The following is a 14,007-nucleotide window of genomic DNA, read 5'->3' as shown; positions in this document are numbered from 1 at the left end:
GAGGGCGGCGCGGCTCCTACAGCACCGCCGAGCCGGCCAGCCGCCCCAGGCCGAACGTCACCGCGGAGGCGACCGCCACGATCAGCAGCTGGCGCACCGCCGTCCAGGCCGCGCTGCGGCCCGACCCGCGGCCCAGCGCACCACCGACCACCAGCGAGGCGAGGGCGGTCAGCGCGGTCGAGGCGGCCACCGCCGTACCGCCCGCCGTGAAGAACCACGGCAGCAGCGGAACGAGCGCGCCGAGCGCGAACAGCAGCAGCGAGCTGACCGCCGCCACCACCGGCGTGCCCGCGTCCTGGGCGCTGACGCCGTACAGGATCCGCAGGCTGGTGCTCCGCGCGCCGCGGCCCGCCGACACCACGCCGCGGCTCGCCCGCGCTGCCGTCTCCGGGTCCAGGCCGCGGGCCCGCATGGAGCCGCTCAGCTGCGCCAGCACCACCGGCGGGGAACGCCGCCAGGCCCGTTGCAACGCGTCCTCCATGCCCCGGGCCACCTCCACCTGGCTGCGCACCGAGACCCACTCGCCGGCCGCCATCGACAGCGCTCCCGCGACCAGGCTCGCCAGCCCGGACAGCCGTACCGTCCCGACGTCCACGGAGGCCCCCGCCACCCCGAGGACCATGCACAGGTTGGTGACCAGCCCGTCGTTCACCCCGAGCACCGCGGCCCGGATCCCGCCCCCGGCGACCCGGTCGGCGGTGCGGCCGATCGCCGACAGCTCCTCCTCCGCGGCCCGGTCCTCGGCGTCGCTGCGCTCGGCCGGGTCCCAGCGCGGCGCGAGCACCGCCCAGTCGGGACCGCCCGCGGGTGACGTCATGTCAGCACCTCCTCGTCGGCCAGGTTAGGTCCTGTCCGGTCGATCCTGTCGGATCGGCCTGCGGCGTCGGGCGCCCGGGACGACCGGCCCCGGGGGTGCGCCCGCCCGGCGGGGGGCGGAGGATCGGGTGGTGGACACTCAGGGCGCCGCAGGCGACATCCGGCTCGGAACGGCGCGGGGCCGGTGGGTGGTCCTGGCCACGGTGCTCGGATCGGGCATGGCGATGCTCGACGGCACGGTCGTCAACGTCGCCCTCCCCCGGATCGGGACCGACCTCAACGCCTCGCTGGCGGCCCTGCAGTGGACGGTCAACGCCTACCTGCTGACGCTCGCCGCGCTGATCCTGCTGGGCGGATCGCTCGGCGACCGCTACGGGCGGCGCCGGGTCTTCCTGATCGGGGTCGGCTGGTTCGCCGCGGCCTCGGCGGTGTGCGCGGCCGCCCCGAACATCGAGGTGCTGATCTTCGCCCGCGCCCTCCAGGGGGTCGGCGGCGCGCTGCTCACCCCGGGTTCGCTGGCGATGCTCCAGGCGGTGTTCCATCCGGACGACCGGGCCGGCGCGGTGGGTGCCTGGTCGGGGCTGGGCGGCGTGGCCGCCGCCGTCGGGCCGTTCCTCGGCGGGTGGCTGGTGGACGGGCCCGGCTGGCGGTGGATCTTCCTGCTGAACGTGCCGCTGGCCGCCGTCGTGGTGCTGGTGACGGCCCGGCACGTGCCGGAGACCCGGGACCCGGCGGACCCGGGCCGCTTCGACGTCCGCGGTGCGACGCTGGCGGCCCTGTCGCTCGCCGGGGTGACGTACGCCCTCACCGAGGGGCTGGCGGGATGGTCACTGGCCGCCGGGGTGGCGGGCGTGCTGCTCGGTGCCGCCTTCGTGGTCGCGGAGCGCCGGAGCAGCAACCCGATGCTCCCCCTGGACCTCTTCGCCTCCCGGCTGTTCACCGCGGTCAACCTGGTGACGCTGTGCGTGTACGCGGCGTTCAGCGGCATCTTCCTGCTGCTCACCGTCCAGTTGCAGACGGTCTCCGGGTTCAGCCCGCTGGCCGCCGGGGTGGCGCTGGTGCCGATCACCGTGCTGATGCTGGCGCTGTCCAGCCGGGCGGGCCGCCTGGGGAAGTCGATCGGGCCCCGGCTGCCGCTCTTCCTGGGGCCGATGATCTGCGCCGCGGGGGTGCTCCTGATGCTGCGGATCGGGCCGGGCGCCTCGTACTGGACGGACGTGCTGCCCGCCGTGACGGTGCTGGGGGCCGGGATGACGCTGCTGGTCGCCCCGCTCACCGCGACCGTGCTGGCGGCGGTCGACGTGCGGCGCGCGGGCATCGCCAGCGGGGTGAACAACGCCGCCGCGCGGGCCGCCGGGCTGCTGGCGGTGGCGGCGCTGCCGGCCCTGTCCGGGCTGAGCGGCGAGTCGTACCAGGTGCCGGCGGAGGTCGACGACGCCTTCGGCACCGCGATGCTGATCTGCGCCGGACTCCTCACGGCGGGCGGGTTGCTGGCGCTCGCCACCGTGCGCAGCGACGCGCTGGAGCCGGACCGGCCGGTGGCCGAGCCGGACTGCGACTGGTACTGCGGGACGACCACCCCGCCGATCGGGCCGGGGCGGGGCCGCCCGGCCGCCGCCGGAGAGACCGACGGCCCCGCTCAGGGCTGAGCGGGGCCGTCCGGACGGAGCACCGGCTGCCGCCGGTGCCGGCCGTCAGAGGATGTCGCCCGGGGCGTACTTCGCGGCCGCCAGGTGGGCGTCGGCCACGGCCTGCACCCGCCGCACCACCTCGGCCACCTGCGCGCCGGCCGCGCCCGTGAAGGAGAGCCGGTCCGCCAGCAGCGCGTCGAGCGCGGCCCGGTCCAGCGGGATCCGGTCGTCGGCGCCGAGGCGGTCGAGCAGCGCGTTCTCCCGGGCGCCCTCGCGCATCGCGAGCGCGGAGGCGACGGCGTGCTCCTTGATGACCTCGTGCGCGACCTCCCGGCCGACACCGGCCCGCACCGCGCCCATCAGCACCTTGGTGGTGGCCAGGAACGGCAGGTAGCGGTCGAGCTCGGCCTCGATCACGGCCGGGAACGCGCCGAACTCGTCCAGGACGGTCAGGAAGGTCTCCAGCAGGCCGTCGAAGGCGAAGAAGGCGTCCGGCAGGGCCACCCGGCGCACCACCGAGCAGGAGACGTCGCCCTCGTTCCACTGGTCGCCGCCCAGCTCGGCGGTCATCGACGCGTAGCCGCGCAGGATGACGGCGAGGCCGTTGACCCGCTCGCAGGAACGGGTGTTCATCTTGTGCGGCATGGCCGAGGAGCCGACCTGGCCGGCCTTGAAGCCCTCGGTGACCAGCTCGTGGCCGGCCATCAGCCGGATGGTCTTGGCCAGGCTGGACGGCGCGGCGGAGAGCTGGACGAGGGCGGTGAGCACCTCGAAGTCCAGCGAGCGCGGGTAGACCTGGCCGACGCTGGTGAGCACGTTGGCGAAGCCGAGGTGGCCGGCCACCCGGTGCTCCAGCTCGGCCAGCTTGTCGGCGTCGCCGCCGAGCAGGTCGAGCATGTCCTGCGCGGTGCCGACCGGGCCCTTGATCCCGCGCAGCGGGTAGCGGGCGATCAGCTCCTCCAGCCGGTGGAAGGCGACCAGCAGCTCGTCCGCGACGGTCGCGAACCGCTTGCCGAGGGTGGTGGCCTGGGCGGCGACGTTGTGCGACCGGCCGGCCATGACCAGCTCGCCGTGCTCGGCGGAGAGCCGGCCGAGGCGGACCAGGACGGCGACCGTGCGGTCCCGGACGTGCTCCAGCGACTGCCGGATCTGCAGCTGCTCGACGTTCTCGGTGAGGTCGCGCGAGGTCATGCCCTTGTGGATCTGCTCGTGCCCGGCGAGCTCGCTGAACTCCTCGATCCGGGCCTTCACGTCGTGGCGGGTGATCCGCTCACGGGCCGCGATCGACTCCAGGTCGACCTGGTCGACGACCCGCTCGTAGTCGGCGACGGCGGTGGCCGGGACCTCGATGCCGAGGTCCTGCTGGGCCTTCAGGACGGCGAGCCACAGGTGGCGCTCGAGGACCACCTTGTGCTCGGGGGACCACAGCTGGGCCAGGGTCGCCGAAGCGTACCGGGAGGCCAGGACATTGGGGATCTGGGGCTTCGCGCTCACGCTTCGCAAGCCTAACAGTCGAGGTCACACCGGCCGACGGCGGTCCGCGGGCAACCCGCCGGGCGCGCGGCCCCGGCGGTGCGGCCCACCGCGTCAGAACAGCGCGTCCTGCTCCCCCGGGTCGGGCGGCCGGACGCAGTCCCGCAGGCCCAGGCCCGTACAGCGCCGGACGTCGTCCGCGGCGGCGAGCGCCCATCCGGCGAGCAGCCGGGTGTCCAGCAGCAGCGGCTGGTCGTCCGGGTGCTCGCCCGGCCCCTGCGGGTCGATGAACAGATGGCTGCCGATCGCCGGCCGGACGGTGCCGACCAGCGTGGCGCCGGGGCTGAGCGCGGTGACCTTCCGGTACGCGGCCGGCGCGCCCCCGGCCAGGCCGAACAGTGCGACCTGGTCCACCAGGGGGCCGTCGGGCAGCAGCTCGATCCCGTGCCCGGCGAGCAGCGGCAGCACCTCGCGGCGGCAGGCGAGCAGCTCCGCGCGTCGGTCGGCGACCTCGGCCAGTCCCCACCAGGCGGCGGACTTCACCGAGCTGCGGACGCGCTCCCGGGCCAGCCCGGCCTGGGCGACGGTCAGCTCCGCCCGGCGGACGGCCGGGAGCCGACCCCGGCCGACGAAGGTGAACACCGGGGCCGCCTGGTCGAGCAGCCGCGCGATGCCGCGGTGCTCACCGGTGAGGCCGACCTTGAGCAGCCCCGCGCCGAACCAGGCGAGGTAGAGCCGGTAGGTGCGGCCGTCGTCGAGGATCCGGTCGCGGGCGAGGGCGAGCCCCGGATCGGCCCGCTGGCAGCTCTCGCACTGGCTGGTGCCGCCCTCCGGCGCGACCTCCTCGCGGTACGGGCACCGGCGGTTGCCGCGCGAGCTGCGCACGCCGGTGCACCGGCGCGGCCCGGACACCCGCCAGCCGATCCGCAGCCCGGCGGTGATCTCCCGCGCGTGCTCGCGCCGCCAGTCGGTGGCGCTCAGGCGCGGGACGCCGTCGTGCCAGCCCAGGCCGGTGACCGTCCAGTCAGCCATCGCGTGCCGCTCCCCTCGCTCCGGCTGGGAGGATAGCCGCACGGTCCGACAGCGCCCGCCGGCCTGCGGGCAGGACCCAGGGCTCGTCAGACCAGCCCTAGCGGCCGGCGAGCAGCGGCAGGACCTGCCGGCAGAGCCCGTCCAGGGCGACCCGCTGGTCCGGGTCCAGGCTGGCGAAGGCCTCGTGGGCCCGGGTCATGTCGTCCCGGATCCGGTCGAGGATGGTGCGGCCCTCGGGGGTGATCGCGACGATCTTGACGCGGCGGTCACCGGGCGCGGTCTCCCGGCGGGCGAGGCCGAGCGCCTCCAGCCGGTCCACGATGCCGGTCACGTTGGAGGCGTCGCAGCCGAGCCGACCGGCCAGCGCACGCATCGGCACCGGCTCCTGGACGGCCTTCAGCGCCTTGGCCTGCGAGGAGTTCAGCCCGTTGCGTCCCGCGGCCAGCGCGAAGTCCTGGAAGTACGCGGCGCCGACGGCTGCCACCGCCTCCATCAGGTCGACGGTGGACGGAGCCGGGGTGGTCGCTGTGGTGCCCATGTCGGCCAGGTTACGCCGAAAAGGTTCACCTGCTCCAGCTTTGACCGCGGCAAGTGCCGGTGGCACCGGACGCCGCGGCGGGTGTCACAGCACCAGCAGCTCGAACAGGTGCCGCAGCTCGCCCTCCGGGTCGGCCGTCAGGCCGGTGTGCACCGGCCCGGGCTGCACCACGGCGCTGCGCGGCGCCGTCAGCCAGCGGAACCGGCGGCCGGGGCCGTCCGCGGCCGCGGGCCCGGCGGCCGGACCGCCCGCGCAGACCGCCTCGATCCCGTGCAGCGCGCGCCGCACCCCGGCCACGTCGGCGACCGGGTCCAGGGCCAGCAGCCGCCCCTGGTCGAGGTGGGTCCTGGCGCCGAGGAAGTCGGTCCGGCGGCAGTGGAGCAGGACGCCGATGTTCACGAACTCCCCGCGCTCGACCCGCGGCACGGCGCGCAGCACCGCGTACTCGTAGTCGTGCCGCTCCACGGCCCGGCTCCCCTCCCGGTCCGTCGCAGCGCGTCCGGTCAGTGCCTCCATCAGCCCTTCACCTCCGGCAGCCAGTCGCGCGGGCCCGCCAGCCGGGCCGTGAGCTGGTCGAGGTAGGCCTCCCGTACGGCCTGCGGGCCGGCGAAGCCGGGCTCCTCGGCCAGCCACTCGTCGGGGATCGCGTCGACCGCGTCGGCCAGCGCCCCGGCGGCGAGCGGCGCGAGCTCGGCGTCGGCGGACCCGAGGTCGGGCGCGGCGCCGAGCAGGGCGTGGTCCGAGGCGTCGTACGGCCTGCCGACCCAGCCGGCGGCGCCCGCCCAGTGGTGGTGGAAGATGAGGCTCGCGCCGTGGTCGATCAGCCGCAGGCCGCCGGCGGCGACCAGCAGGTTGGGGTTGCGCCAGGAGCGGTCGACGTTGCCGATCAGCGCGTCGAACCAGAGCACCCGCCCGGCCAGCGCGGCGTCCACGTCGAAGCAGAGCGGATCGAAGTTGAGCGCGCCGCTGACGAAGGCCATCCCCAGGTTGACGCCGCCGCTGGCCCTCATCTGTTCCTGGATCTGCTGTTCGGGCTCGCTGCGTGCGAGCACCGGGTCCAGGTCGATCCGGACCAGCTCCGGCACCGGCAGCCCGAGCCGCCGGCCCAGCTCCCCGGCCAGCACCTCGGCGACCAGCGCCTTGCGGCCCTGCGCGGCGCCGACCCACTTCAGCACGTACAGCCGGCGGTCGTCGGCCTCGACCAGGCCGGGCATCGAGCCGCCTTCACGCAGTGGCGTCGCATAGCGGACCGCCGTCACCTCGGAGAGCATCCGGCCAGCCTACCGATCGTCAGCCCGCTGCCGGGCGCGCCTGCGGTGGCAGCGCGGCACGGTCCGTGCAAGGGTTGCGGACAACTGTCCTGATACGGCATGAACCGGCACACAAGGGATGGACGATGGAGCGACCTCGGATCCTGATCGCGGGCGGCGGCTTCGCCGGCCTGGAGTGCGCACGCCGACTGGAACGCAAGCTCTCCCCCTCCGAGGCGGAGATCTCGCTGATCGCACCGTTCAGCTACCAGCTCTACCTGCCGCTGCTCCCGCACGTCGCGGCCGGTGTGCTGACCCCGCAGTCGGTGGCCGTCTCACTGCGCCGATCCCTGCGCCGCACCCACATCGTCCCGGGCGGCGCGATCGGGGTGGATCCGCGCTCGAAGGTCTGCGTGGTCCGCAAGATCACGGACGAGGTCACCGCGGAGCGCTACGACTACCTGGTCCTGGCGCCGGGCAGCGTGACCCGCACCTTCGACATCCCCGGCCTGACGGACTACGCCCGCGGCATGAAGACGCTCGCCGAGGCGACCTACGTCCGCGACCACGTCATCGCCCAGCTCGACCTGGCCTCCGCCACCCGGGACGAGCGTGAGCGCGAGTCGCGGCTGCAGTTCGTGGTGGTCGGCGGCGGGTACGCGGGCACCGAGACCGCCGCCTGCCTGCAGCGCCTGACCACCGCCGCCAGCCGCCGCTACCCGCGACTGGACCCGCGGCTGATCAAGTGGCACCTGATCGACATCGCACCGAAGCTGATGCCCGAGCTCGGCGACAAGCTGGGCGTCACCGCGCTGCAGATCCTGCGCGAGCGCGGCATCGAGGTCTCGCTGGGCGTCTCGGTCGCCGAGGTGGGCGCCGAGACGGTCAAGTTCACCGACGGCCGGGTGCTGCCGTGCCGGACGCTGATCTGGACGGCCGGGGTCGCGGCCAGCCCGCTGATCGGCACCCTGGACGCGGAGACCGTCCGCGGCCGGATCGCGGTGACCGCCGAGATGCGGGTGCCGCAGTTCGAGGGCGTCTTCGCGCTCGGCGACGCGGCCGCCGTCCCGGACCTCGCGAAGGGGGACGGCGCGGTCTGCCCGCCCACCGCCCAGCACTCCGCCCGCCAGGGCAGGGCCTGCGCCGACAACCTGGTGGCGGCGCTGCGCAACCAGCCGCTGGAGCCCTACTACCACCGCGACCTCGGCCTGGTGGTGGACCTCGGCGGCAAGGACGCGGTGTCCAAGCCGGTCGGTATCGAACTCCACGGCGTACCGGCCCAGTTGGTGGCCCGCGGCTACCACCTGATGGCGATGCGGACCAATGTGGCCAAGTTCCGGGCCGGCGCCAACTGGCTGCTGAACGCGACCGCCGGCGACGACTTCGTCCGCACCGGGTTCCTGGCCCGCCAGCCCGCCCGGCTGCGTGACTTCGAGTACACCGACGCCTACCTGACGAAGGACCAGGTCCGCGAGCACGCCCAGGCCCTGCTGGCCAAGGGCTGAGCCCGGGGCCCGGTCCGGGCCCGCCGCACCGGCGCCGCCGTCCCGTCGGGGGCGGCGGCGCCGGCGTTCGCGGACCGGCCGCGACAGCAGGGTCGGGGGTCAGCTCCGGGCGGCCAGGTACACCCCGGTGGTGTCCTTCCCGGCGGTGTTGCGGCAGGACCAGTTGCCGCTCGGCTGGGCGTTGAGCAGGGTCAGGCAGCGGCCGAGGGCGAGCTGCGCGTAGTAGTTCGGGTGGAACGACTCCTGGAGGGTGCCCTGGGTCGAGGTGCCCATGTCCAGCCAGCGGGCCCACTCGCTGGTGGTCGCGGACGGCGCGCTGGAGGACGTGGCCAGCTTGGTCGACTTCGAGCAGATCTCACGGCCCTGCAGCAGGTCGCGCAGGTCGAGGAACTGCACACCCTTGGCGGCGGCCACCCCGGCCAGGCCGGAGGAGATCTGCGGCACCAGGCTGTCCCGGGCCCAGTCGGCGTCCTGGTCCCAGAACGGGCAGCCGCCGGTGTTGGCCCTGCTCCACCCGCTCTCCGGGTAGCGGTTCTCGCTGCTGCGCGGGAGCGGCGACGGGTACGACTGCAGCACGATCCGGTAGCTGCCGGCGGCGTAGCCGGCCGCGCTCATGACCGCCCGGATCTCGTCGACGGACTTGCCGACGCCGGCCATCGCACCGGCCATCGCCGCGTCCACGGTGCCCTGCTGGTCGTCGTGGCAGTAGGAGTACCAGATCAGGTAGTCCTGGACGCAGCTGGAGATCACGTCGGCGAAGCCGAGGTCGTTGCCGCCGATCGACAGGGTGATCAGCTTGACGTTGTACTGCCGGGCGACGACGGCCAGTTGGTCGGCCTGCGGGGCCTCGCCCTTGTAGGACTGACCGCCGTTGGCGGCGCGGAACACGTTCGTGGTGACCGCGCCCGAGCAGGCCAGGTTGATCTGGTTCTGGCTGATCGTGGCGGCGCTGCGGATCTCGGCGACGTCGGAGCGGTCGCACCCGCTCGCGTAGGTGGCGCCGTACACCCGGGACGGGTCGTACCCGCCGCCGCTGTAGGCCCGGTCGGTGCCGCTGCGACTGCCGGAGGTGGTCAGGCTGTTGCCCTGCCAGCGTCCGGCCTCGCCGGAGATGTAGCTGTCGCCCATCGACACGCTGGCGGTGGGCAGGGCCGCCGCCTCGGCGGCACCCGCGGGGGCGGCCAGGGCGGTCAGCAGGGGCAGGACGAGCGCTGCTGCGGCCAGCAGCGCACGGGTGCGCGGAGTGCGTGGGGTTGTGCGTCGGCTCTTGGGCACGGCGAAACTCCTGCGAACGGCCTCGCGAAGGTGGGGTCGCGAGGCACGGGTGAGGGTGGGCCGCCGGCCGGTGGCGCGATGAATGTGACATGAGCGCGCTTGTTACCGCTAGGTATCCGACACAGGTATTTCAGAGAGTTACCGGTCGGTTCAGATCAGTCGCGAGCCCCCGTCACGGCCCGCCAGGATCTCCGCCAGGTCGTCCGCGAGCGCGGTGGCCTCGGCGGGAGCCAACGTCGAGACGGTGAGCCGGATCCCGGGCGGGGACTGCAGCCGGTAGCGGGCCCCGGGCGCGGGCACCCAGCCGCGCTGCACCAGGGCGGCGGTCACCGCGGACTCGTCGGGCACCGGCACCCAGACGTTCAGCCCGCTCTCGCCGTGCGCCCGGATGCCGCGCGCAGCCAGCGCCCGCAACAGCCCCTCGCGCCGGGCGCGGTAGCCCGCGGCGACGACCTCCGGCGGCGCGCCGCCGGCCCGCCAGAGCTCGGCGACGGTGCGCTGGAGCAGCAGGCTCACCCAGCCGGTGTCGAGCCGCTGGCGGCCCAGCACCCGGTCGACGGTGTCCTGGTCCCCGAGCAGCACCGACACCCGCAGGTCCGGGGCGAGTGCCTTGGCCGCCGAGCGGATCAGCGCCCGGTGGCCGACCACCGGGTCGCCGCCGGGGGCCGCGGCGAGCGAGTGGAACGGCTGGTCGACCATGCCGTGGCCGTGGTCGTCCTCGATCAGCAGCACGTCGGGGTGCCCGGCCAGGACGGCCCGCAGCTCGGCGGCGCGGGCGGCGGTGACCACCGCCCCGGTGGGGTTCTGGGCGCGACTGGTGACGATCAGCGCCCGTGCGCCCGCGGCCAGCGCGTCCGCCAGCGCGCCGGGCAGCGGCCCCTGGTCGTCCAGGGCCGTCGGCAGCACCTTCAGGCCGAGCGCGGGCAGCAGGTCGAACACGCTGCCCCAGCCCGGGTCCTCGACGGCGACCAGGTCGCCGGGGCGCAGCCGGGCGGCCAGTACCCGTCCGATCGCGTCCAGCGAACCGGAGCAGACGGCGAGCGCGCCGGGCGGGGCGCCGTCCTCGCGGTAGGCGGCCGCGGCCAGGGCCAGCAGCCCGGGGTCGGCGATCGGGTCACCGTAGAGCGTGGGCCGCCGCTCGGCCGCGGCGGCGGCCACCGCCAGTGCCGGGCCGAGCGGGGGCAGCAGGGCAGGGTCCGGGTTGCCGTCGGCCAGGTCCCGGGCGCCGGGCGGCACGGGGATCCGGATCCGGTCGCGCGGGGCGTTCACCGGGCGGGCGCGGACCCGGCTGCCCTTGCGGCCGGCGGTCTCGATCACGCCCCGGTCGCGCAGCAGCCGGTAGGCGGCGGCCACGGTGTTGGGGTTGACGCCCAGCTCGGCCGCCAGGTCGCGCAGCGGCGGGAGGGCGGTGCCCGGCGGCAGGGCGCCGCTGCCGACCGCCCGTTCGACGTCGGCGGCGATCTCGCTGGCACGCCTGCCCTGGACCCGATATTCTCCTAGCACAAACGCCATTATGCACTAGTACATAGAGGTTGTCATGTCGGACACGGCCTACGCACGGACGCCCCGGACCACCCCCACCCGCTACAAGGACCGCGCCACCTGGGAGAAGGAGGCCATCCAGAACGTGCTGGACAGCGCCTGGGTCTGCCACCTCGGCTTCGTCGCGCCGGACGGCACCCCCGTCGTGCTGCCCACCATCTACGCCCGGGTCGGGGACCGCCTCTACGTCCACGGTTCGACCGGCAGCCGTCCGCTGCGCGCCGCCGGGGCCGACCAGGGCCTGCCGGTCTGCCTCACGGTGACGCTGGTGGACGCCCTGGTCCTGACCAAGTCCGCGTTCAACCACTCCGTCAACTTCCGTTCGGTGGTGGCCCACGGCACCGCCCACCAGGTGACCGACCCCGAGGAGCTGTCCCTCGCGCTGGACGCCCTGGTGGACCACGCCGTCCCGGGCCGCTCCCGCGCCGTCCGGCCGGCCAACGCCAAGGAGCTCGCCGCCACTGCCGTGATCCGGCTCGACCTCGACGAGGTGTCCGCCAAGACCCGGGCGGACGACGCGGACGACGACGAGGCCGACACCGACCTCCCCTACTGGTCCGGCGTCGTCCCCCTCACCAGCGGCTACGGCACCCCCGAGCCGCACGCCTCCAGCACCGTGCCGCTCCCCGCCCACGTCAGCGACCTGGTCCGGGCCGGCGGTGCGGCGTGCTGATCCGCGGCTGGGACCGCGGCGGCGAGGCCGAGTGGCGGGCCTGGCTCGCCGCCGGCCGGGACTTCGGCCTGCTCGCCGCCAACGGCCCGGCCGGGCACGGGCCGGTCCTGGTGCCGACCCACTTCGTCCTGGACGCCGACCGCGGCGAGATCCTGCTCCACCTCGCCACCCCCAACCCGCTCTGGGCGGCCGTCCGGGCCGACCCCCGGGTCACCCTGTCGGTCACCGACGACTACGCCTTCGTCCCCGGCCACTGGCGCGGCGAACCCGGGACGCCGACCAGCTTCTACGCCTCCGTCCAGTTCTCCTGCTCCGCCGAGATCGTCGACGACGCGGCCGGCAAGGCCGCGATCCTCGACCGCCAGCTGGCGCACTTCCAGCCGGAGACCCCCGGCCTCCGGGTGACGCCGGGCCGGGAGCCGTACGGCCCCCTGCTGTCGGGCCTGCGCGGGCTGCGCCTGACGGTCCACGAGGTCCGGGCGAAGTTCAAGTACGACGACAAGAAGCCCGTCGAGCAGCAGGCCGCCCTCGCCGACCGGCTCGCCGAGCGCGGCCGGGGGCTGGACGGCGGCGCCCGGGCCCAGCTGCTGCGGCGCAACGCGCTGCGCACCGGCGGCTGCCCGGCCGACGGCTGACGGGGCGACGGCTCGCGGGCTAAGCGGGCCGGGCCGGGGCAGGCCAGGGCAGGCCGGCTGCTGACGGGCCGTCGGCCTCGGCCGATCGGGTGGCAGCGGGCGGCGACCTGTCGCACCGTCAGCCTCCCGGCGCGCGATCCCGGCGCCCGGCTGCTGGAATGGGAAGGATTCCGTTCACTCGGCCGAGCAGACGGGCCGCCGGACCCGGGAGCCCGCCCTGTCCACCTCCTCCTCCGCACCCCAGAAGTCCGGCGAGGCCCATCTCGGCCACGTGGTGTTCATCTCGGCCGCGGCCGCGATGGGCGGCTTCCTCTTCGGCTACGACAGCGCCGTGATCAACGGCGCGGTGACGGGCATCCAGAAGCACTTCGGCGTCGGCAACGGCGAGACGGCGTTCGTGGTGGCCATCGCGCTGCTCGGTTCCGCGGGCGGCGCCGTGGTGGCCGGCCGGCTGGCCGACCAGTTCGGCCGGGTGCGGACCATGCTGCTGGCCGCGACGCTGTTCGCGATCAGCGGCGTCGGTTCGATGTTCCCGCCCAGCATCCAGGTGCTGGGCCTGTGGCGGGTGGTCGGCGGCGTCGCGATCGGCATCGCCTCGGTGATCGCCCCGACGTACATCGCCGAGGTCTCGCCCACCGCCTACCGGGGCCGGCTGGCCTCCTTCCAGCAGATGGCGATCGTGCTCGGCATCACCGTCTCCCAGCTGGCCAACTACGCGCTCAACCAGGCGGCCGGCGGCGACTCCACCAACCACCTGGGCGGTGTCCAGGCCTGGCAGTGGATGCTCGGCGTGGAGACGATTCCGGCGCTGGTGTACGGCGGGATGGCGCTCGCCATCCCGGAGTCGCCCCGCTTCCTGATCGCCAACCACCAGGAGGAGCAGGCCCGCGCGGTCCTGCGCGACGTGGAGGGCGAGCAGATCGACCTGGACGCCCGGGTGGCCGAGATCCGCGCGGTGCTGCACACCGAGAACAAGCCGCGGGCGCGGGACCTCACCGGCGGCCGGCTGGGTCTGCTGCCGATCGTCTGGGTCGGCATCGGGGCCTCGGTCTTCCAGCAGTTCGTCGGCATCAACGTGATCTTCTACTACTCCTCCTTCCTGTGGCAGTCGGTGGGCATCAACGAGAGCAACTCACTGCTGATCAGCCTCTCCACCTCGATCGTCAACGTGGTCGGCACCGTGGTCGCGATGGCCCTGGTCGACCGGATCGGCCGCAAGCCGCTGGCCCTGGCGGGCTCGGTCGGCATGGCGCTCGCGCTCGGCACCGCCGCGTGGGCGTTCTCGTTCCGCGAGGGCACCGGCGACAACGCCACCCTGGACGACACGTACGCCACGGTGGCACTGATCGCCGCACACGTCTTCGTCTTCTGCTTCGCGTTCTCCTGGGGCGTGGTGGTCTGGGTGCTGCTCGGCGAGATGTTCCCGAACAAGATCCGCGCACTCGCCCTGTCGGTGGCCGCCTCTGCGCAGTGGCTCGCCAACTGGGCGATCACCGTCACCTTCCCGGACCTCGCCGACTGGAACCTGTCCGCGACGTACGTCATCTACGCCGTGTTCGCCCTGCTGTCCATCCCGTTCGTGGCCTTCTGCATCAAGGAGACCAAGGGCAAGGCCCTGGAGGAGATGGGCTGACGCC

13 protein-coding genes are annotated in these 14,007 nt (G+C 74.5%); 5 read left to right on the top strand and 8 right to left on the bottom strand.

All coding sequences use genetic code 11. The annotated features are described in order from the left end of the window. Positions 1-16 precede the first annotated feature (16 nt). The gene (locus ACIOFR_RS32740) at positions 17-817 is read right to left on the bottom strand and encodes a VIT1/CCC1 transporter family protein (RefSeq protein WP_401002878.1); all 801 of its coding nucleotides are present in this window, start codon (positions 815-817) and stop codon (positions 17-19) included. Between the two features lie 130 nt (positions 818-947). On the opposite strand from ACIOFR_RS32740, the gene ACIOFR_RS32735 reads away from it, so the two are divergent. Next, positions 948-2,465 (top strand): MFS transporter, encoded by a 1,518-nt coding sequence (locus tag ACIOFR_RS32735; RefSeq protein WP_401002877.1) that lies wholly within the window; start codon positions 948-950, stop codon positions 2,463-2,465. 45 nt (positions 2,466-2,510) lie between these two features. Here the strand turns inward: ACIOFR_RS32735 and purB are convergent, their stop codons facing one another. From purB to ACIOFR_RS32710, 5 genes are all read right to left on the bottom strand, one after another. Further along, positions 2,511-3,950: an adenylosuccinate lyase gene (purB, locus tag ACIOFR_RS32730; RefSeq protein ID WP_401002876.1), complete on the bottom strand. Its 1,440-nt coding sequence runs from the start codon at positions 3,948-3,950 to the stop codon at positions 2,511-2,513. A gap of 84 nt (positions 3,951-4,034) precedes the next feature. Then, positions 4,035-4,952, bottom strand: a complete 918-nt coding sequence (locus tag ACIOFR_RS32725; RefSeq protein ID WP_401002875.1) for a DUF2797 domain-containing protein — start codon at positions 4,950-4,952, stop codon at positions 4,035-4,037. 97 nt (positions 4,953-5,049) lie between these two features. Beyond that, the gene (locus ACIOFR_RS32720) at positions 5,050-5,490 is read right to left on the bottom strand and encodes a MarR family winged helix-turn-helix transcriptional regulator (protein ID WP_401002874.1); all 441 of its coding nucleotides are present in this window, start codon (positions 5,488-5,490) and stop codon (positions 5,050-5,052) included. Between the two features lie 84 nt (positions 5,491-5,574). Then, on the bottom strand, positions 5,575-6,006 hold the full coding sequence (locus ACIOFR_RS32715; protein WP_401002873.1) for a DUF3037 domain-containing protein: 432 nt from the start codon (positions 6,004-6,006) through the stop codon (positions 5,575-5,577). Next, positions 6,006-6,761: a HipA family kinase gene (locus ACIOFR_RS32710; RefSeq protein WP_401002872.1), complete on the bottom strand. Its 756-nt coding sequence runs from the start codon at positions 6,759-6,761 to the stop codon at positions 6,006-6,008. The genes ACIOFR_RS32715 and ACIOFR_RS32710 overlap by 1 nt, the downstream gene beginning before the upstream one ends. Before the next feature lie 125 nt (positions 6,762-6,886). Between ACIOFR_RS32710 and ACIOFR_RS32705 the strand changes: the two genes are divergently transcribed. Further along, positions 6,887-8,245 (top strand): NAD(P)/FAD-dependent oxidoreductase, encoded by a 1,359-nt coding sequence (locus ACIOFR_RS32705; RefSeq protein WP_401002871.1) that lies wholly within the window; start codon positions 6,887-6,889, stop codon positions 8,243-8,245. A 99-nt stretch (positions 8,246-8,344) separates the two neighbouring features. On the opposite strand, the gene ACIOFR_RS32700 is transcribed toward ACIOFR_RS32705, so the two are convergent. Beyond that, the gene (locus ACIOFR_RS32700; RefSeq protein WP_401002870.1) at positions 8,345-9,520 is read right to left on the bottom strand and encodes a GDSL-type esterase/lipase family protein; all 1,176 of its coding nucleotides are present in this window, start codon (positions 9,518-9,520) and stop codon (positions 8,345-8,347) included. Positions 9,521-9,670: 150 nt separating this feature from the next. Continuing rightward, complete coding sequence (locus ACIOFR_RS32695; RefSeq protein WP_401002869.1) at positions 9,671-11,032, bottom strand: aminotransferase class I/II-fold pyridoxal phosphate-dependent enzyme; 1,362 nt, start codon at positions 11,030-11,032, stop codon at positions 9,671-9,673. 25 nt (positions 11,033-11,057) lie between these two features. Between ACIOFR_RS32695 and ACIOFR_RS32690 the strand changes: the two genes are divergently transcribed. From ACIOFR_RS32690 to ACIOFR_RS32680, 3 genes are all read left to right on the top strand, one after another. Further along, entirely contained in the window at positions 11,058-11,735 is a 678-nt protein-coding gene (locus tag ACIOFR_RS32690) for a pyridoxamine 5'-phosphate oxidase family protein (protein ID WP_401002868.1), read from the top strand. Further along, positions 11,729-12,370: an FMN-binding negative transcriptional regulator gene (locus ACIOFR_RS32685; RefSeq protein ID WP_401002867.1), complete on the top strand. Its 642-nt coding sequence runs from the start codon at positions 11,729-11,731 to the stop codon at positions 12,368-12,370. The genes ACIOFR_RS32690 and ACIOFR_RS32685 overlap by 7 nt, the downstream gene beginning before the upstream one ends. Before the next feature lie 271 nt (positions 12,371-12,641). Continuing rightward, positions 12,642-14,003, top strand: coding sequence for a sugar porter family MFS transporter (locus ACIOFR_RS32680; RefSeq protein ID WP_401002866.1), 1,362 nt, complete (start codon positions 12,642-12,644; stop codon positions 14,001-14,003). Positions 14,004-14,007 lie beyond the last annotated feature (4 nt).

It is taken from the genome of Kitasatospora sp. NPDC088346, from assembly GCF_044740765.1.
Lineage (GTDB): Bacteria > Actinomycetota > Actinomycetes > Streptomycetales > Streptomycetaceae > Kitasatospora.
Note: the sequence above shows the minus strand (reverse complement) of the source record. Positions and strands in the feature narration are given on the sequence as shown.

Coding starts and splice junctions, on each gene's coding strand:
- ACIOFR_RS32740 (WP_401002878.1), bottom strand. CDS start 817: ATGACGTCACCCGCGGGCGGTCCCGACTGGGCGGTGCTCGCGCCGCGC.
- ACIOFR_RS32725 (WP_401002875.1), bottom strand. CDS start 4,952: ATGGCTGACTGGACGGTCACCGGCCTGGGCTGGCACGACGGCGTCCCG.
- ACIOFR_RS32720 (WP_401002874.1), bottom strand. CDS start 5,490: ATGGGCACCACAGCGACCACCCCGGCTCCGTCCACCGTCGACCTGATG.
- ACIOFR_RS32715 (WP_401002873.1), bottom strand. CDS start 6,006: ATGGAGGCACTGACCGGACGCGCTGCGACGGACCGGGAGGGGAGCCGG.
- ACIOFR_RS32710 (WP_401002872.1), bottom strand. CDS start 6,761: ATGCTCTCCGAGGTGACGGCGGTCCGCTATGCGACGCCACTGCGTGAA.
- ACIOFR_RS32705 (WP_401002871.1), top strand. CDS start 6,887: ATGGAGCGACCTCGGATCCTGATCGCGGGCGGCGGCTTCGCCGGCCTG.
- ACIOFR_RS32695 (WP_401002869.1), bottom strand. CDS start 11,032: ATGGCGTTTGTGCTAGGAGAATATCGGGTCCAGGGCAGGCGTGCCAGC.
- ACIOFR_RS32690 (WP_401002868.1), top strand. CDS start 11,058: ATGTCGGACACGGCCTACGCACGGACGCCCCGGACCACCCCCACCCGC.